14 protein-coding genes are annotated in these 17,841 nt (G+C 57.8%); 3 read left to right on the top strand and 11 right to left on the bottom strand.

Translation table 11 applies throughout. The features are described 5' to 3' along the window. The first annotated feature begins 89 nt into the window (after window positions 1–89). Window positions 90–743, top strand: coding sequence for an oxygen-insensitive NAD(P)H nitroreductase (gene nfsB, locus AB6731_RS09705; RefSeq protein ID WP_020885136.1), 654 nt, complete (start codon window positions 90–92; stop codon window positions 741–743). Window positions 744–864: 121 nt separating this feature from the next. Here the strand turns inward: nfsB and AB6731_RS09700 are convergent, their stop codons facing one another. Then, window positions 865–1,899, bottom strand: a complete 1,035-nt coding sequence (locus AB6731_RS09700) for a DUF2157 domain-containing protein (protein WP_371006412.1) — start codon at window positions 1,897–1,899, stop codon at window positions 865–867. Continuing rightward, entirely contained in the window at window positions 1,896–2,765 is an 870-nt protein-coding gene (locus AB6731_RS09695; RefSeq protein ID WP_014168966.1) for a helix-turn-helix transcriptional regulator, read from the bottom strand. The genes AB6731_RS09700 and AB6731_RS09695 overlap by 4 nt, the downstream gene beginning before the upstream one ends. 107 nt (window positions 2,766–2,872) lie before the next feature. On the opposite strand from AB6731_RS09695, the gene AB6731_RS09690 reads away from it, so the two are divergent. Together AB6731_RS09690 and AB6731_RS09685 are read left to right on the top strand one after the other, a co-directional pair. Beyond that, complete coding sequence (locus AB6731_RS09690; RefSeq protein ID WP_020885138.1) at window positions 2,873–4,309, top strand: MFS transporter; 1,437 nt, start codon at window positions 2,873–2,875, stop codon at window positions 4,307–4,309. A 66-nt stretch (window positions 4,310–4,375) separates the two neighbouring features. Then, a complete protein-coding gene (locus AB6731_RS09685; protein WP_020885139.1) occupies window positions 4,376–5,620 on the top strand; it encodes a mechanosensitive ion channel family protein in 1,245 nt (414 codons plus the stop codon). Here AB6731_RS09685 and AB6731_RS09680 read toward each other — a convergent pair whose 3' ends face one another. From AB6731_RS09680 to AB6731_RS09640, 9 genes are all read right to left on the bottom strand, one after another. Beyond that, window positions 5,621–6,592, bottom strand: coding sequence for a LacI family DNA-binding transcriptional regulator (locus AB6731_RS09680; RefSeq protein ID WP_073395654.1), 972 nt, complete (start codon window positions 6,590–6,592; stop codon window positions 5,621–5,623). It lies immediately after the preceding gene. A gap of 75 nt (window positions 6,593–6,667) precedes the next feature. Further along, window positions 6,668–7,810, bottom strand: a complete 1,143-nt coding sequence (locus tag AB6731_RS09675) for a Gfo/Idh/MocA family protein (protein ID WP_032677580.1) — start codon at window positions 7,808–7,810, stop codon at window positions 6,668–6,670. Beyond that, complete coding sequence (locus AB6731_RS09670) at window positions 7,803–8,828, bottom strand: sugar phosphate isomerase/epimerase family protein (RefSeq protein WP_371006282.1); 1,026 nt, start codon at window positions 8,826–8,828, stop codon at window positions 7,803–7,805. Before AB6731_RS09670 ends, AB6731_RS09675 begins: the two co-directional genes overlap by 8 nt. A gap of 15 nt (window positions 8,829–8,843) precedes the next feature. Next, window positions 8,844–10,082 (bottom strand): MFS transporter, encoded by a 1,239-nt coding sequence (locus tag AB6731_RS09665; protein WP_025204781.1) that lies wholly within the window; start codon window positions 10,080–10,082, stop codon window positions 8,844–8,846. 184 nt (window positions 10,083–10,266) lie between these two features. Continuing rightward, the gene (gene pheP, locus AB6731_RS09660) at window positions 10,267–11,655 is read right to left on the bottom strand and encodes a phenylalanine transporter (protein ID WP_020885145.1); all 1,389 of its coding nucleotides are present in this window, start codon (window positions 11,653–11,655) and stop codon (window positions 10,267–10,269) included. A gap of 102 nt (window positions 11,656–11,757) precedes the next feature. After that, window positions 11,758–13,941, bottom strand: coding sequence for a TonB-dependent siderophore receptor (locus AB6731_RS09655; protein WP_014168958.1), 2,184 nt, complete (start codon window positions 13,939–13,941; stop codon window positions 11,758–11,760). A 217-nt stretch (window positions 13,942–14,158) separates the two neighbouring features. After that, on the bottom strand, window positions 14,159–15,199 hold the full coding sequence (locus AB6731_RS09650) for an ABC transporter ATP-binding protein (protein WP_032677576.1): 1,041 nt from the start codon (window positions 15,197–15,199) through the stop codon (window positions 14,159–14,161). Window position 15,200: 1 nt separating this feature from the next. Next, window positions 15,201–16,775 carry an iron ABC transporter permease gene (locus AB6731_RS09645; protein WP_181240089.1) on the bottom strand — a complete coding sequence of 525 codons (1,575 nt, stop codon included), beginning with the start codon at window positions 16,773–16,775 and terminating at the stop codon, window positions 15,201–15,203. Between the two features lie 24 nt (window positions 16,776–16,799). Further along, window positions 16,800–17,816 carry an iron ABC transporter substrate-binding protein gene (locus AB6731_RS09640; protein WP_032677574.1) on the bottom strand — a complete coding sequence of 339 codons (1,017 nt, stop codon included), beginning with the start codon at window positions 17,814–17,816 and terminating at the stop codon, window positions 16,800–16,802. Between the last annotated feature and the right edge of the window lie 25 nt (window positions 17,817–17,841).

Below are 17,841 nucleotides of genomic sequence, written 5' to 3'. Positions count from 1 at the left end.
AAAATGCACTTATCTTTTCCCGCTTCGCACGGTAATCTGCACTCCTTTTCGCGCCCGCACGCGGGCGAACTTTATCACCAGGAGTTGTTATGGATATCATTTCCGTTGCCCTGAAACGCCACTCCACCAAGGCGTTTGACCCAAGCAAGAAACTGACCGCTGAAGAAGCGGAGAAGATCAAAACCCTGCTGCAGTACAGCCCGTCCAGCACGAACTCCCAGCCATGGCATTTTATTATTGCCAGCACTGAGGAAGGTAAAGCGCGCGTGGCCAAATCTGCGGCAGGCACTTACGTGTTCAACGAACGCAAAATGATGGACGCCTCTCATGTGGTGGTGTTCTGCGCGAAAACCGCCATGGACGATGCGTGGCTTGAGCGCGTCGTGGATCAGGAAGAGGCCGACGGTCGCTTCAATACCCCAGAAGCAAAAGCGGCGAATCACAAAGGTCGTTGCTATTTCGCCGACATGCACCGCGTGGATCTGAAAGATGACGACCAGTGGATGGCGAAACAGGTTTACCTTAACGTCGGTAACTTCCTGTTAGGCGTGGCCGCGCTGGGCCTGGATGCCGTACCCATTGAAGGTTTTGACGCAGCCATCCTCGACGCAGAGTTTGGCCTGAAAGAGAAAGGCTTCACCAGCCTGGTGGTGGTCCCGGTTGGACACCACAGCGTGGAAGATTTCAACGCCACGCTGCCAAAATCTCGCCTGCCGCTGAGCACGATTGTGACCGAGTGCTAAGACAAACGGGCCGCAACTGCGGCCCGTTTTCAATCACGCGTCATCTGCCTGGTTTCGCCATTGAGTCAGCATCTCACGCAGACGGCGTTTTCTGCGTCTTCCCGATCAACACGCGCAAAACTTACTTCTCCGCACTCCCGGCATGCCAGATCCGCTCCGCATACCGCCCTATCACCGCCAGCGACGCCGCCAGAATCAGGAAGAACACCACCTTGTTCATCCCATCCCAGAAGTATTCGAAGTAGCGGGTATAGAGGTTAATGGCGAGGAACGTCAGGCCAAACCCGCGCAGCATGCCGTCGTCGGTTTTCAGACTGATGTAAATACAGAGAACCGCCGCCACCGCAAACAGCAGCGCCCACGGCAGCAACGAGGCCTGGGTCACGCTGTACCAGTTATCGATATCGTAATTACCAAATATCGACATGATCCACAGGGCGACAAAGAGATACGTCAGCCCCATCGCTTTACTGGTGGTGTAGAGATGACAGGACTGCAGCAGAGCGCGCAGGATCCAGCACAGGGCCAGCAGCGCGCCGCCGAAAAAGATAAAGCGCACCGGATAGTTCATCCCCAGCCAGTAAGCGCCCCAGCCGGACATATAGCCCGTCTCCGCGCCAAACCAGTTGCCAAGCGAGAGCAAGAAGAACAGCCAGACCAGCCCGGAGCGGCCGAAAAAGCCTACCAGGCCATAGACGGCACAGCCGGCCAGGAACAGGGGCGCGATGTGGCCGCTGCCGTTATCCAGCCGTTCACCCAGCTGCCAGAGCGCGATGGCGGTAAACAAGACTCCGAGGAACAAAATCGCTTCGGTACTGTAATGCCACTGCGTCTCCCGCCGCTGGCGGCTGAAGCCCCACAAATAAAACAGCACGGCCATCAGTGCCGGCAGCCCGATGCGGGCAAGGGAGGAAAAAGCGAAGAATTCGATAATGCGCGCCATCATTTCGCTGTCCGAAAACAGGCTGCCGATGGCGATAATGACGCAGGCGAGTGCCGTCCAGAAGGCATAGCGGCTCAGCCGCTGCCAGTCCATGGTCACGCGTTGAAGCGTACCGGCCAGCCGCTGATGGTCATCAGCGGTTAATGTGCCTTCCTGTTGCCACTCGTTGAGTGCGCGGCGTAGCAGCCGCTCCTGTTTGCCGGTAACCTTCATTTTGCCTGCTCCGTCAGCCATTCCATTGCTCTCTCCCCGGCTTCATCTACTGGCAGATACACCAGCAACCGGGAACCGTTTCGTGGAGCAGAGTACCAGTACATCTGCTGCAGGGTAAATTCCCCAAGCTCCGGATGGGTAAACAACTTGAGCTGGTTTTCCACACCGCGCACGTCATTGCGCTGATGCCACAGATTTTTAAACTCCTCAGACACCGCAAAGAAGCGCGCCAGTTTGGCTTCCCACAGCGGGTCACCCCGGTGCTCGGCCATCGCCGCCCGGAAATAGGAGACAAAAACGGGCAGCACATCGTCACGTCTGCCGAGACGGGCGCGCCATGCCGGGTGGGTGAGGAACAGATAAATACAGTTGCGGTCTTCCGGGGGGATCGCATTGAAATCGACCCCCATCAGATGACCAAAGCTGTCGTTCCACGCCACGATGTCGAAATTGGGTTTCTGAATGCTGGCCGGTTTCGGCATTAACGTATCAAGCAGGCGGCGCGTGCCTTCGCTGATCCCTTCACAGCAGGTGGCCTGCGGTGCTTCACCCGGCGGTAGCCCGGCCAGCACAAAAAGATGGCGCGCTTCGGTCGGGGTACATTGCAGCGCTTTTGCCACGGCGGCCATCACCGCGCTGGACGGATTGACGTCCCTGCCCTGCTCAAGCCAGGTGTACCAGGTCACCCCGACGTCCGCCAGCAGGGCCACCTCTTCACGGCGCAGCCCGGGCGTGCGGCGTCGACCGCTGCGCGGCAGGCCGAGCCGCTGCGGATCGAGGCTTTCGCGTCGGGCGCGTAAAAACGCACCAAGTTGTTTTCGGGTGTCATCCTTGAGCGAGACGACGGGTTCAGACATCAGCGCCATAAATCCCCCTGCATGGTAGTGCCAGTACCAGTATAAGCAAGAACTGGTACCCGTTTATCAGATCGTTGATGCTACGACCATCTGTTGAATGACGCAATGGAGTTACCATGAATACGTCAGTCGTTTCACCGGGCCGTGCAGGCCTGATATTGCTGTTAACCGGCCAGATGCTGCCGCTGATTGATACCTCAATCACCAACGTGGCGCTGGATGCTATCACCCATTCGCTGCACGCTACGGCCACCGAGCTGGAATTAATTGTGGCCCTTTACGGTGTGGCCTTTGCCGTCTGCCTTGCCCTCGGCAGCAAGCTGGGGGATAACCTTGGCCGCCGACGTCTTTTCATGTGGGGCGTGGCGAGCTTTGGCCTGGCCTCACTGCTGTGCGGAATGGCAGGCAACATTGAACAACTGCTGGGCGCCCGTATTCTTCAGGGGGCTGGCGCGGCGCTGATCATGCCGCAAATTCTCGCCACCCTGCACGTAACGCTGAAAGGCACGGCCCACGCGAAGGCCATCAGCCTCTTTGGCGGCATCGGCGGCATCGCGTTTATCGTCGGCCAGATGGGCGGAGGCTGGCTGGTATCGGCGGACATTGCCGGCCTCGGCTGGCGTAACGCCTTCTTTATCAACGTGCCGATTTGTCTGGTGGTGCTGGCCATGAGCCGCCGCTACGTGCCGGAAACCCGCCGCGACACGCCATCAAGCATTGACTGGACGGGCACCGTCCTGCTGGCGATCATCCTCTGCTGCCTGCTGTTCCCGATGGCGCTTGGCCCGCAGTGGCACTGGTCCTGGCCGCTCAAGGTCGCGCTTATCGCCATTATTCCGCTTGCCGGGTTAATGGCCTTCAACGCCCGCAAAAAAGAGCGGGACGATGCGCATCCGCTGATCCCGCCGCGCCTGCTGCAGTTGCGTAGTATCCGTTTTGGCGTGCTGATTGCGTTGCTCTTTTTTAGCGTCTGGTCCGGCTTTATGTTCTGCATGGCGTTAACCATGCAAACTGGTCTGGGGATGGCGCCGTGGCAGTCTGGCAACAGTTTTATCGCCCTGGGTGTCACCTACTTTATTTCAGCGTGGTTTGCCCCGCGTCTGATTGCCCGCTACAGCACCAGTACCATTCTGCTCACCGGTCTGGCGATCCAGATAGCGGGCCTGCTGGCGCTGATTGTCACCTTCCGCCTCTGGGGAATGCACAATACCGCGCTGACGCTGGCACCCGCGACCGGGCTGGTCGGCTACGGTCAGGCGCTGATCGTGAACAGTTTTTATCGTATTGGCATGCGCGATATTCAGCCTGATGACGCCGGGGCGGCGAGCGCCATTTTGAGCACGCTGCAGCAGGCGGCGCTTGGACTCGGTCCGGCCATCTTTGGCGCGATTTTGCTGCACGGTCTGCAAAATCATCACGGAGATTACACCCAGGCGATCACCCTCTTCCTCGCGGTGGAAACTGGCCTGATGGTGATCCTCGCGCTGGCGACGCTGCGGGTTCGCCATCACCTGTGCCTGCCGGTGGTGACGACCTGCCACGCCGTCAAATAACCCTGACGAATTTGCATAATAGATCCGCAGCCGCCATTATGGGGCTGCATCAATACAGGAGACGTTATGCAGGAATTAATTGCTCAGGTTGAAGAGTTAGGCATTGAAATTAATCACACCACCTCTTTAGTGATTATCTTTGGTATTATTTTTCTTACCGCACTCATCGTTCATTTTATTCTGCACAAAGTGGTCCTGCGGGCCTTTGAGAAGCGCGCGCAGGCCAGCAGCCATTTATGGTTGCAAATCATTACCCAGAACAAGTTATTTCACCGCGTCGCTTTTACCCTGCAGGGGATAATTGTCAACGTTCAGGCGGTACTGTGGCTGCAAAAAGGCAGCGAAGCCGCGGAAATGCTCACCACCTGCGCCAGGCTGTGGGTGATGGTGTATGCCCTGCTCTCGTTCTTCTCGCTGCTGGACGTCATTTTCAATCTTTCGCAAAAGATGGCGACAGCCTCGCAGCTCCCGCTGAAGGGCATCTTCCAGGGAATAAAACTGGTGAGCGCTATTCTGGTGGGGATTTTAATTATCTCGCTGCTGATTGGTCAGTCGCCAGCCATTCTGATTAGCGGCCTGGGCGCCATGGCTGCGGTGTTAATGCTGGTGTTTAAAGACCCGATCCTCGGGCTTGTCGCCGGGATCCAGCTCTCCGCCAATGACATGCTTAAACTCGGTGACTGGCTGGAGATGCCAAAATACGGAGCCAACGGCACGGTCACGGACATTGGCCTGACCACCGTCAAGGTGCGCAACTTCGACAATACCATCACCACCATTCCGACCTGGGCGCTGGTCTCTGATGCCTTTATCAACTGGAGCGGCATGTCGGCCTCCGGCGGGCGACGCATCAAGCGTAGCCTGAATATAGACACCACCAGCATCCACTTCCTTGACGAGCAGGAGCAGCAGCAGCTGATTCAGGCGAAGCTGCTTAAGCCGTACATGGCGGCGCGTCACGAAGAAATTTCGCTCTGGAATCAGGAAAACGGTGAAGGCGAATCGGTGCTGAACCTGCGTAAAATGACCAATATTGGAACCTTTCGCGCCTATTTAAATGAATATCTGCGTAATCACCCGCGGATCCGCAAAGATATGACGCTGATGGTTCGCCAGTTAGCGCCAGAAGCTAACGGGCTGCCAGTTGAAATATACGCGTTCACTAACACGGTCGTCTGGGCGGAATATGAGGCGATTCAGGCCGATATTTTCGACCATATATTCGCGGTGGTGGATGAATTTGGTCTGCGTATTCATCAGTCTCCGACCGGAAACGATATTCGCTCGCTGGCTGGCGTAATAGCGAAATAATCAGGCGCTGGCGCGGGAGATAAAGCGCCAGTCCATCATCACTCTTTCCGTGGGCGCATCCGGGTTATCGATTTTATTCAACAACAAATCGACCGCCTTGCGCCCAATATCCCGCGACGGCTGTTCGATGGTGGTGAGCGAAATCATCTCCGCCAGTTCCGTACCGTCAAACCCGACTACCGCAATGTCTTCCGGCACGCGTAATCCCGCCTGCTGGATCGCATGCAATGCGCCTGCCGCCAGGGTATCGGAAACGGCAAAGACCGCGTCAGGCGGGTTTTCCTTCAGCAGATTTTGCATCGCCGCTATTCCGGCGCTGAAGCTGAGATCGCTGGCGTATTCCACCGCCTGGTAAGCCAGATCTTTCAGGTGGATAACGCTCTTATAGCCGCGCTCGCGCAGGCGGGCATATTTATAACTCAGGTCGTGGTTAATCATCGCGATCCGCCCGCGCCCGCCGTCGGCAAGCTGGCTGACGGCATGCTGCGAGGCGTCCACATCGTTAATCCCGACGCAGGAGACCGCACCGGCATCGGCGTATTCGGCGCACTGCACCCACGGCGCAGTGCCAATCAGGGCGGCCAGTTCAGGAAGCTTTGAGAAGGCATCCATGGTGATAATGCCGTCGACAATTTTACCGGACAGCAAACTCAGCCCCGAACGCGAGCGTTCAATGTCAGAGCCGGAGTTGCACAGCAGAATGCGGTAGCCGTTCTTTTCGGCTTCCTCTTCAATGCCTTTCACCACTTCGGCGCAGAACGGGTTAGCGATGTTCGACACCATTACCAGAATCATATAGCTGCGGGCAGTCCGCAGCTGGCGCGCCAGCAGGTTGGGCTGGTAATTACTCTCTTTGATCGCCTGCAGGACGCGTTCGCGGTTTTTCGCTTTCACGGTATCGCTGTTGTTAAGCACGCGGGAGACCGTTGCCACGGACACCCCGGCAAGCTGAGCGATTTTCTGAATGGACATAGCGACGGCACTTCCTGCGGTTAACGTTTTATGCAGGCTACCATAAATTCGTTGCCCGGCGAACCGGGCAACGCGTCAATACGCAACGCGCACCCAGCGCTGTTGCTGATGGCTTTTCACTATCGCATCAATGATATACATGACGTTCGCGCCGTCATGGAACGTCGCAAACAGCGGCTGTGCCGGCATCTCCCCCTGCATCACGGCGCGGTAAAACTGCGCCATCATATTTTTAAAGGCATCGGGCCAGCCTTCGATATGTCCGCCGGGAAAATGGGCGCTTTCGGCCACGTCACGGTTCATCAGGTTTGGATCGTCGGAGAGGATCTGGTTTGCCTGCGTACGATGGCCGATCCAGAGTTGCTGCGGCACCTCCTGATCCCACGCCACGGACCGTTCGCTGCCGTTAATTTCAAACGTCAGCCGATTTTTGCGCCCGGCGCTGACCTGCGAAACGTTAAAACTGCCTTTGCTGCCATCGTCGAAGCGCACCAGCACCGAGCCAAAATCTTCGGTGGTGACCGGTTTGTCTTCATCGTTCGCGCTGCGATCATCCGTGAAGGTCCGGTTTCCCGCCGCACTGGCCTTGCGCGTTGGCCAGACGATGGCGAGATCGGCCATCACGTCAGTGATCCGCCGCCCGGTCACAAACTGCACCGTGTCACACCAGTGGGAGCCAATATCCGCCACCGCGCGCGACGCACCGCCCAGCGCGGCATCCACCCGCCAGTTGTAGTCGGTTTCCAGCAGCATCCAGTCCTGCAGATAGCTGCCATGCGTGGCAAACAGCCGACCGAGACTGCCCTCGCGCCTCATGCTGGCCGCCTGGCGCACCATCGCAAACTGGCGATAGACAAAGCTGACGCCGTGTACCACGCCCGCCTGCTCAGCCAGTGCCACCAGCTCGCGGGCCTCCTCCGGGGTCATACACAGCGGCTTTTCGGAAAAAACATGCTTACCCGCCCGCAAAATCTGACGGTTCATCTCTGCGTGCAGATGGTTTGGCGTGCAGTTATGCACCACGTGCAGATCCGGATGGGCGAGCAGCGCCTCAACGTTCCCGTAAGCATGGGGCACATTCAGCTGGCGCGCCTTTTCCTGCGCTTGTGAAAGCGAGCTGTCGCACAGGGCGACCACCTGCACACTGCCGAGACGCCGCAGCGCCTCAATGTGCGCCGGGCCGATAAAGCCGCTGCCGACGATCCCGACGTTAATCATGGCTGACTCCCGCGGCGAAATCGTCAAACGCGCGCCCGGATACCGGAATGATATGACGACGGATAAATTCGCTGCCTTCGCGGGCACCGGTATCGCCATCCTTAAGACAGCACTCCCACTCCAGCACTGCCCAGCCCTCGTAGTCGTACTGGGTCAGTTTGCTGAAAATACCGGTGAAGTCGATCTGCCCGTCGCCCGGCGACCGGAAGCGACCCGGACGATGAAGCCACGACTGGTAGCCACCGTATACGCCGCTGCGCCCGTTGGGACGAAACTCTGCATCTTTGACGTGAAACGCTTTAATGCGCGCATGGTAGAGATCGATAAACGTCAGGTAGTCCATCTGCTGAAGCAGCATATGGCTGGGATCGTAGAGAATATTGCAGCGCGGGTGGTTGTCCACCAGCGCCAGAAAACGCTCAAACGTCACGCCGTCATGCAGATCTTCCCCCGGATGCAGCTCATAACAGACATCGACGCCGTGCTCATCAAAAGTGTCCAGAATGGGCCGCCAGCGGGTTGCCAGCGTCTGGAAAGCGTCCTGAAAACGCTGCGCGTTGTGCGGCGGCCACGGGTAGAAAAATGGCCACGCCAGCGATCCAGAAAAAGTGGCGTGTGCTGTCAGGCCTAATTTTTCGGAGGCCGCCGCCGCCTGATTCAGTTTGCTGGTCGCCCACGCCCGACGGGCCGCGTCGTTACCCCGCACGCCTGCCGGCGCGAAATGGTCAAACGCGTCTCCATAGACCGGGTTCACCGCAATAAGCTGCCCTTCCAGATGGGTCGACAGCTCGCTGATCGCCAGCCCGTGCTCCGCCAGCGTGCCGGTAATGTCGTCACAGTAGGCCTGGCTCTCAGCCGCTTTCTCCACGTCAAAAATGTGCGGATGATTGCAGGGGATCTGCACGGCTTTGTAGCCCTTACCTGCTGCCCAGCCTGCCAGCCCATCCAGCGAGTTAAACGGCGCTTCTGCGCTGATAAACTGCGACAGGAAAATACCGGGTCCCTTAATCGTTCTCATACCACCTCCTGAACGTTACGCCTTGTCATCGTCATATTTGAACGTGAGAAGGAAAATCAGCGCAATTACCGCTGCCGCCACCGCCGGGATCCACCAGAAGGTGACCCACGCCTGCGGCACGGCCTGTCCCGCCACCAGACGGTTATACAGCGCGCCAGAAATCTGCGAACCAAGCAGCATGCCGATGCCATAGGTGAACATCACGATCATGCTCTGCGCCTGGCCTTTCACCTTTTCGCCCGCCACGCGATCGGTATAGATAAAGCCCACCACAAAGAAGAAGTCATAGCACACACCGTGCAGCAGGATGCCGAGATAGAGCAGGAAACGTCCCTCCTCACTCACCCCCATGGCAAACATCGCGTAACGGACAAACCACGCCAGCATGCCGACCAGCAGCATGACTTTCACGCCCAGACGGCGGAAAAGCAGCGGGATCACCAGCATGAAGACAATCTCTGACATCTGGCCGAACGACATCGCGGTGCTGACATCAGCAATCCCGGCATCCGCCAGATACGAGGCGGTGTAAGCGTAGTAGGTGCCAAGCGGCACGGAAATCAGCATTGCGCAGACGGAAAAGACCAGGAAGTGGCGGGTTTTCAGCAGGGCAAACGCATCAGCGCAGAACAGATCGCGAACCTGGACCGGCAGCCCTTTTGCCGGGGCGGGCGTGTGCGGCAACGTCAGGCTGTAGAGCGCCAGCAGCACGGAGCTCGCCGCCGCAACCTGGAAGATCGTGACGCTGGAGGCCACGCCGGTAACGCCGATAAAGATCCCCGCGACAATCCAGCCGATAGTGCCGAACACGCGCACCACCGGGAAGGTTTTATCGACGTTTGCCAGGCTGTGAAACGCGATGTTGTTCGTTAACGCCAGCGTCGGCATATAACAAAGCGTGTAGCCAAACAGCAGGCCGATCAGCAGCGCACCATTTTCAGCGATCAGCGCCCCCGGAACGAACCACAGGATAGCCGCGCCGGCCAGGTGCATTACCGCCATCACCTTCTGCGAGGCGAAGAAGCGATCCACCAGCATCCCGAGCACAAACGGCGACAAAATAGAGGCGATGGGCCCGGCGGAGAACGCATCGCCAATCAGCAACGACATGTTGTGCTGGGTCATCACCAGACCCAGCGTGACCGACCAGCTACCCCAGATAAAAAACTGCAGAAACATCATCAGCGACAGACGCGGAACCAGCAGCCGGTGCTGCGCTATCACCTTTCCACTACTTTCAGTTGTTGACACCATAATGAGCCTCACCCTAGAAAAGTAATCGATTACAAATACCCTCAAATGAAAAGTAATCGATTACAAAATAAAGATCCTGTGGATCAGGAGAGATTTGGGAGAGGGGTCACGATAAAGAGGTTAATCGCGTTGGGATGAGAAACCGGATAGCTCGCCCTCTCCCACCGGGAGAGGACGGCATGCATTATTGCTTGCGGGAAAGTTTAAATGCCGCAAACAGGAAGATGACCCACACCGGGAGCAACATCGCGGAAAGCCGCATGTCGTCCATGGTGCACATCAGCACAAGGATCAACCCGAGGAAAGCGATGCAGAGATAGTTTCCTGCCGGATAAAGCAGCGCTTTAAACTGCGTCTCACGTCCCTTGCGACGCATCGCGGCACGAAAACGCAGGTGCGCCAGGCAGATCATGATCCAGTTCAGCAGCAGGGTGGCAACCACCAGCGCCATCAGCAGGCCAAACGCCTCTTTTGGCAGCAGGTAGTTGATCACCACCACCAAAGAGGTGATCGCACCGGACAACAGCAGAGAATTCACCGGCACGCCGCGACGGCTGACGCGGGTTAAGAACTTCGGCGCATTCCCCTGCACGGAGAGGCCAAACAGCATTCGACTGTTGGAGTAGACGCCGCTGTTATAGACCGAAAGTGACGCCACCAGAATAACGAAGTTCAACGCTGAGGCCACCACATTGCTGTTGAGATCGTGGAAAATCATCACAAACGGACTGCTGTTTGATTTCACCTCAACCCAGGGATAGAGCGCGAGCAATACCACCAGCGAACCAATGTAGAACAGCAGAATACGGTACACCACCTGGTTGACCGCTTTCGGAATGCTTTTATGCGGGTCGCGCGCTTCAGCGGCAGTGATACCAATCAGCTCCAGCCCGCCGAAAGAGAACATGATCACCGCCAGCGAAAGGATAAGCCCCTTCCAGCCGGTCGCCAGGAACCCCCCATGCTGCCACAGGTTGTCGATCGTGGCACGCTCACCGCCGTGACCCGAGAACAGCAACCACAGGCCAAAACCGATCATGCCGATAATCGCCAGCACCTTGATGAGCGCAAACCAGAACTCGGTTTCACCGTACAAACGGACGTTCACAAGGTTGATGGCATTGATGATAATGAAGAAGGCCGCTGCCCAAATCCAGGTGGGCACATCCGGGAGCCAGTACTGCATGTAGATGCCAGCGGCGGTCAGCTCTGCCATCCCCACCAGCACAAACATCACCCAGTAGTTCCAGCCGGAGAGGAACCCCGCAAACGGGCCCCAGTATTTATACGCAAAGTGCGCGAACGAGCCTGACACAGGCTCTTCGACGACCATCTCGCCAAGCTGGCGCATGATCAGGAAGGCGATAATCCCGGCGAGGGCATAGCCCAGCAATACCGCCGGCCCCGCCATCTGAATGGCCGGACCGATGCCGAGAAACAGCCCGGTACCAATAGCCCCACCGAGGGCAATTAACTGTATATGTCGATTTTGCAAACCACGTTGCAGCGTCGGATTCTGTTCCGACGAAGCTTCAGCGCTACCGGTGCCTGAAGCGGATGACGCGTCTTTCACGCCCTACCCCTGTCTCTTTTTTAGAAGGGGCACGTTTTAACACTTCAGGCTGGTGGTAGCAAGGGAATGGGGCATCCCTGCCCCGGATAACGAGCGGCGTTCTCAGAATGCGTAGCCCACCGAGACTTTAAAGGTACGCGGTTCGCCCTGGGTGATGTAGGTACCTGAATCATCCACGCTGGACCAGTAGTTTTCATTGGTCACGTTGTCGATACCCGCACGCACCGTCATCTGATTTTGATTGTGGTTAACGGCGAAGCGATAACGCATACCCAGATCCAGCGTAGTGTAGCTGTCCAGCTTTTTGGTATTCGCCAGGTCCGCGTATTGCGTGCCGGAGTGGTTCACGCGCGCGGTAGCGGTCAGGCCATCAATCGGTTTGATGTCATACTCTGCGCCCAGAACGGCATAGAAATTCGGAACGCCAATCGCATCATTACCCTGGTTGAGGCCGTTGTTGGTTTTGGTCAGCTCCGCCTGCAGCCAGGTAGCGCTGGCGTTCAGACGGACGCCCAGCAGGGGCTCACCGAACACATTCAGCTCCACGCCGCGGTTACGCTGCTCGGCATCAAGACCATAATGACCGTTGCTGTTGAGGATCGCCGACGGCATTTTGATCTCAAATAGCGCCAGGGAGCCGCCCACGCGACCAAAATCCGCCTTCACGCCCACTTCGTTCTGCTTAGAGTGAACGATGCCGGTGCTCTGCCCGTAGTTGGTGGCGGTGTTGGGGGCTGCCTGACCCGGCTGCAGCGCTTCAGTGTGGTTAGCATACAGGGAGATCGCCTCCCACGGCTTGTAAACCACGCCGTAGGTAGGCATCCATCGGCTGCCGTCGAAGCCGTCTGCTTTATTTTCCTGCCCGGTAATTTTGTTGTATCCGCGAATGACCACCTTCTGATGACGCGCCCCGGCGGTAAACAGCAGTTTGTCGTCCAGCACGCCCAGCGTATCACTCAACAGCCAGCCCTGCGTCCGGGTACGCCCGCTGGTGAGCGGATCGCTGTATTTTCCGCCTAAGCCGTTGAAACTGGAGCTGTCCGGCATATCCACACCGGTGTTGTGATAGATATTGGTGGTTGGGTTATCCGCCGCCGACGACATTTTCCAGCCGATTTTTTCATTTTTGGTCATCGCGGAGTAACCGACGTTGACTTTATGCGTTACGAAGCCGGTAGCAAAGTTACCGCGAATACCCGCCATCCCGCTGACGGAATCGCTGATGCGGTTGGTATCAAGACGGCTGACCGTCGCCTTACCGCTTTTATCCAGCAGCTTCGGCGCGCTGTAAATCCCTTCTTCGTGAGCGTGCTGTGCGCCGAGGCCGGTATAGGCCGTCCAGTTATCGGTAATGTCGTACTCGCTGCGCCACATCCCGAATTCATTTTCGATGTTGCTGTAGGCCCATTTCTGCGAGAAGTTGCGATCGTTTTTCGGCGGTTCAGGCACGAAATCCACGGCGGAGATATTGACGCTGGTCGGGCTGCCATGGAAGGTTTTCTTCTGATACCCCACATCCAGAGAGGTGCGGAAATTGTCGCCTTTGTAGTCGAGGCCGGTGGAGAGCAGCGTAGTGCGGCGGCGATCGTTGGGCACCCCGCTTTCCCCTTCGCGATGGACGAGGTTCACGCGCGCGCCAAACTGGTCGTTGTCGCCATAGCGACGGCCCGCATCCAGCGTAGTGCCAAACTGGGAATCGGAGGTGTAATCGACGCCCACTTTTGCCTGCGGCGTTTCATCCGCGTGTTTCGGCTCAAGGTTAATCATTCCCCCCACGCCTGAACTTGCCGCGCCGTTCATCAGGGCGTTTGCCCCTTTAAAAATCTCAATGCGGTCGACCATCTGCGCATCCACCACCTGACGCGGCAGAACGCCGGACAGGCCGCCGAAGGTCATGTCATCCCCGTCAAACTTCAGGCCACGGATACGGAAGGTTTCGGCGCTGTTGCCGTAGCCCTGCACGTACTGCACCCCCGCGTCGTTAGCGACCACATCAGCAATGGTTTTCGCCTGCTGATCTTCTACCAGCTTCGAGGTGTAGCTGATGATATTAAACGGCACGTCCATGGCGTTCTGCTGCCCCAGCATCCCCATGCGTCCACCGTTCGCCACCTGCCCGTCAAGGAACGCCGGCACAAGCTGGTCGCCGCCGGGTTTAAAATCGCTGGCAGGCGCAGACTGGACAATCAGGGTGTCTTCTTTCTTTTCATCCGCCGCCAGGGCGGAGTGCGTGACCGCGCCAATGGCGAGAGCCAGCAGCGTTTTATGCCTTTTCGTGTTGTTCATAATTAACTCATTAAACGTGCGCGCAAAAAGGGCCCGTTGTCGGGCCTTAGAAAGTAATCAAGTGCAATGCAAATGAGAACTATACGCATTACATGATTGTTGGCAAGCGTAAACGCACGTCACTGCGTGAGAAAATCGGTTAATAGGCGTGGGAAAGCAGGAGGACGTATAGACGGGATAGCATGGCGCATAACCGCCCCGTTTCCGGGACGGTCTTTCAGGCGCGGCGGGAGAACGATAAAACGCGGGCGGTTCCCGCAACATCAATACGCACAGCCGTCCCCGGATTCCAGCCGGGCTGGCTTACGGTCTTCAGAACAACAGGCTCCTGCTGCCCGGCAAACGCCAGGGTGAGCGTGGACAAATGACCGGTAAAATCGACATCAATTATCGACACCGGGCTTTCATGCGGCGCGCACGCCGTCACGCGCAGTTGTTCAGGGCGCATCATGACGCGGCCCTGCCCGGTGGCATGCGTATTGTTGGTGGGTATCTCACCCAGCGCGCACACCGCATGGCCGGCGGTAAGCTGAGCGGGCAGGATCACTGCGTCGCCCAGAAACAGCGCGGTCTCTTCATCAACGGGCTGAGTGTAGACGTCATACGGGGTACCCACCTGGGTAAAGCGCCCGGAACGCATTACTGCCACCTGGGTGGCAAAAGATAACGCTTCGTTTTGATCGTGCGTCACCAGAATCGAGGCAACGCCCGCTTCCGCCAGCAGGTCAGCGGTCGCTTTGCGGGTCATGGCGCGAAGACCGGTATCGAGCGCCGAGAACGGCTCATCCAGCAGCATCAATGAAGGACGCTGAGCCAGCGCGCGGGCGAGCGCCACACGCTGCTGCTGTCCGCCAGAAATCTCATGCGGCCAGTGGGTCGCGAGCTGTCTGTCCAGCGACACCATCTCCATCAGCGCCTCTACGCGCTGGCGCTTTTCGTGGCGCGTGCCGTCCAGCCCCCAGGCAATGTTGTCTGCAACGCTGAGATGCGGGAATAACGCGCCCTCCTGGGGAACAAAGCCAATGCCGCGCAGATGAGCGGGAACAAAGCTGTTTTCGTCAAACAGCGTTCGGCCCTGCATCACTATCCGCCCGGCGTCCGGCGTTTCAAAGCCGGCAAGAATGCGCAGCAGCGTCGTTTTCCCTGACCCGGACGGCCCGACTATCGCCGTCCGGCTCCCCGGCGCAACGCTCAGGTTTAAGCTGTCGAGCACCTGCACACCGGAAAAGGATTTAGAAATGGACGTCAATTCAAGCATGTCATAGTCCTGCAATTTTTTTCGACTGCACGTAGAGGATGGCGGTCAGCGGGAGTGAAATCAGGATCATCAGCATCGCGTACGGCGCGGCGGCAACATAATCGATCTCACTGGTCAGCGCCCAGAAGCCGGTGGAAAGCGTGCGTGTTCCCAGCGGGGAGAGCAGCAGCGTGGCGGTCAGTTCGTTGCTGACGCCGAGGAAAACAAGCGCAGCGCCCGCGGCGGCACCCGGCGCGGCCAGCCGCATGGTGACGCTCCACAGCGCCTTCGCAGGCGTGCTGCCAAGGCTACGCGCCACGTTTTCCAGCTCTACCGGCGCCTGTGCAATACCGGCCCGCAGGTTGATGAGCGCGCGGGGCATAAACATCAGCAGATAGGCGAGGAACAGCGTAATTTCCGTCTGATAAATGGGACGGGCGTAATGAATCGTCACCGTTACCAGCGCGAGAGCGGTCACAATCCCCGGCAGCGAGCTGGTGATGTAGATACACCCTTCCAGCATCCGGAAGACGCGGTGCGGATAACGGATACCGAGCCACGCAATGGGGATCACGCAGGCCGTGGTCAGCAGTGCCCCACCCACGCCGAGCATGAGCGTCTTGCGCAGGGAGTGCCAGAGGTCCGCGCTCATCCAGTTCTCAATACCGCCCAGCCAGACCCAGCGACAGAGCACAATTAACGGTACGCCCAGCGCCAGCACGATCAGCGTGAGGAAAAACAGCTGGCCCAGCGTGGCCGCGACCGGCTTCAGCGGCCAGCGTTTCTGTTCACGTGCTGCCCCGCCGCCGATGCGTGCATAGCGTGCTTTTCCGCGCGTCACCCCTTCCAGCATTAAGATGGCCAGACAGCATAAGGCCAGCACGCCCGCCAGCATATTGGCTGCCGGGCCGCTGAAGGTAGACTGAAACTGGTCATAAATCGCGGTGGTGAACGTATCAAAGCGGATCATCACGTACAGGCCGTATTCCGCCAGCAGGTGCAGCGCGACCAGCAGCGCCCCGCCGCAGATAGCAAGCTTGAGCTGCGGCAGCACTACGCGGAAAAAGACCCGCCACGGCGGCGTGCCGAGCGACGCGGCCACATCTTCAAGCGTCGGGTCGAGGCGGCGCAGTACTGCGGCAACCGGCATGTAGATAAACGGGTAGTAAGCTAAAACAGAGAGAAATACTCCCGCGGAGAGACCGTGCAGGGAGGGGACGACGCTCACCCAGGCATAGCTTTGTACAAACGCGGGGATTGCCAGCGGGGCGACCGCCAGCGCAGACCATATTCCCCGCCCGGCCAGCCGGGTACGCTCCGTGAGCCAGGCTATCGCCACGCCGGTCACAATACAAAGCGGAACCGCTAAGGCCGTCAGCCACAGCGTGTTGCTGAGCAGCTCAGCAACACGCGGGCGGAACACCAGCGTCTTAATGGTCTCCCAGCCCGTCTCAATGCCAATGGCAATGATAAAACCCAGAGGCAGAAGCGCCATTAATGAAAATAAGACAGCTAACGCAACCATCGGCAGCGCAGGTCGCCTGCGGGCAGGCTCCTGCATCCTGTTTTTTCCGATGTCGAGACTCAGACCAGACATAAGGCGTTCACTTAACTCTCAGGATCACAGCAGGCCAGCTTGCGTCATCAGCTCGATAACTTTTTTGCTGTTAAGCGTTGAAGGTTCCACTTTCGGCGCATCCAGATCTTTCAGCGGAACCAGCTTCGGGTTAGAGGCCGCGTTCACGCCAACCGCATATTCAAACGCGTTGTTGGTGCGCAGGCTCTCCTGACCTTCTTTACCGGTGATCCACTTGATGAATGCCTGAGCCTGTTCTTTGTGTTTGCTGGACGCCAGTACGCCACCGCCGGAAAGACTGACAAAGGCACCCGGATCCTGATGTTTGAAGTAGTAGAGTTGGGTATTTTTGCTGTTTTCACCCGTTTTGGACTGATCGACAAAACGGTAGTAGTGATAAATCACACCGCCATCAATCTGGCCGGCGTTAACGGCTTTCATCACGGTGCTGTTACCTTTGTAGGCCACAAAATTGGTTTTCATCGCCTTCAGCCACTCAAGGGTGGCCTGCTCGCCTTTCAGGGCCAGCATCGCACTTACGATCGCCTGGAAATCCGCGCCTGACGGCGATGCCGCCCAGCGGCCTTTCCACTCAGGTTTCGCCAGATCCATCAGCGATGTTGGCAATTGCTGTTCGCTCAATTTTTCCGGGTTATAGACAAACACCGTGCTACGCGCAGCAATCCCGATCCAGCGGCCGTGCGCAGGACGAAATTCCGCAGGCACCTGCTTCAGGGTCTCTGCATCCAGTGGCGCGAACAGTTTGGCATTATCCACCAGAACCATTGAAGGCGAGTTTTCCGTCAGAAACACGTCTGCAGGTGATGCCGTGCCTTCCTGAACCAGCTGGTTACCCAGCTCGCTGTCATCGCCATTACGCAGCGTCACCTTAATACCCGTTTCTTTGGTAAAACCGTCTACCCACGCCTTCACCAGATTTTCATGCTGCGCGTTATAAACAACGATACCTTCGTTGTTATCAGCGGCAAGTGCTTGTGTGGAAAGGAAAAGAGATGAAGACAACAAGGCAAGCGAGAAGCATGACAACAGGCGAGAATTCATGAACATATCCTTTATAGACCAGGGT

The sequence above is a fragment of the Enterobacter sp. RCC_40 genome, assembly GCF_041360735.1.
Classification (GTDB): Bacteria; Pseudomonadota; Gammaproteobacteria; order Enterobacterales; family Enterobacteriaceae; genus Enterobacter; species Enterobacter ludwigii.
The sequence above is the reverse complement of the archived record's forward strand: the minus strand, read 5'-3'. Positions and strand labels throughout refer to the sequence as shown.

Excerpts from the sequence above, each read along its gene's own strand:
- nfsB (WP_020885136.1), top strand. The coding sequence starts at position 90 with ATGGATATCATTTCCGTTGCCCTGAAACGCCACTCCACCAAGGCGTTT.
- AB6731_RS09700 (WP_371006412.1), bottom strand. The coding sequence starts at position 1,899 with ATGAAGGTTACCGGCAAACAGGAGCGGCTGCTACGCCGCGCACTCAAC.
- AB6731_RS09695 (WP_014168966.1), bottom strand. The coding sequence starts at position 2,765 with ATGGCGCTGATGTCTGAACCCGTCGTCTCGCTCAAGGATGACACCCGA.
- AB6731_RS09690 (WP_020885138.1), top strand. The coding sequence starts at position 2,873 with ATGAATACGTCAGTCGTTTCACCGGGCCGTGCAGGCCTGATATTGCTG.
- AB6731_RS09685 (WP_020885139.1), top strand. The coding sequence starts at position 4,376 with ATGCAGGAATTAATTGCTCAGGTTGAAGAGTTAGGCATTGAAATTAAT.
- AB6731_RS09680 (WP_073395654.1), bottom strand. The coding sequence starts at position 6,592 with ATGTCCATTCAGAAAATCGCTCAGCTTGCCGGGGTGTCCGTGGCAACG.
- AB6731_RS09675 (WP_032677580.1), bottom strand. The coding sequence starts at position 7,810 with ATGATTAACGTCGGGATCGTCGGCAGCGGCTTTATCGGCCCGGCGCAC.
- AB6731_RS09670 (WP_371006282.1), bottom strand. The coding sequence starts at position 8,828 with ATGAGAACGATTAAGGGACCCGGTATTTTCCTGTCGCAGTTTATCAGC.
- AB6731_RS09665 (WP_025204781.1), bottom strand. The coding sequence starts at position 10,082 with ATGGTGTCAACAACTGAAAGTAGTGGAAAGGTGATAGCGCAGCACCGG.
- AB6731_RS09655 (WP_014168958.1), bottom strand. The coding sequence starts at position 13,941 with ATGAACAACACGAAAAGGCATAAAACGCTGCTGGCTCTCGCCATTGGC.
- AB6731_RS09650 (WP_032677576.1), bottom strand. The coding sequence starts at position 15,199 with ATGCTTGAATTGACGTCCATTTCTAAATCCTTTTCCGGTGTGCAGGTG.
- AB6731_RS09645 (WP_181240089.1), bottom strand. The coding sequence starts at position 16,775 with ATGTCTGGTCTGAGTCTCGACATCGGAAAAAACAGGATGCAGGAGCCT.
- AB6731_RS09640 (WP_032677574.1), bottom strand. The coding sequence starts at position 17,816 with ATGAATTCTCGCCTGTTGTCATGCTTCTCGCTTGCCTTGTTGTCTTCA.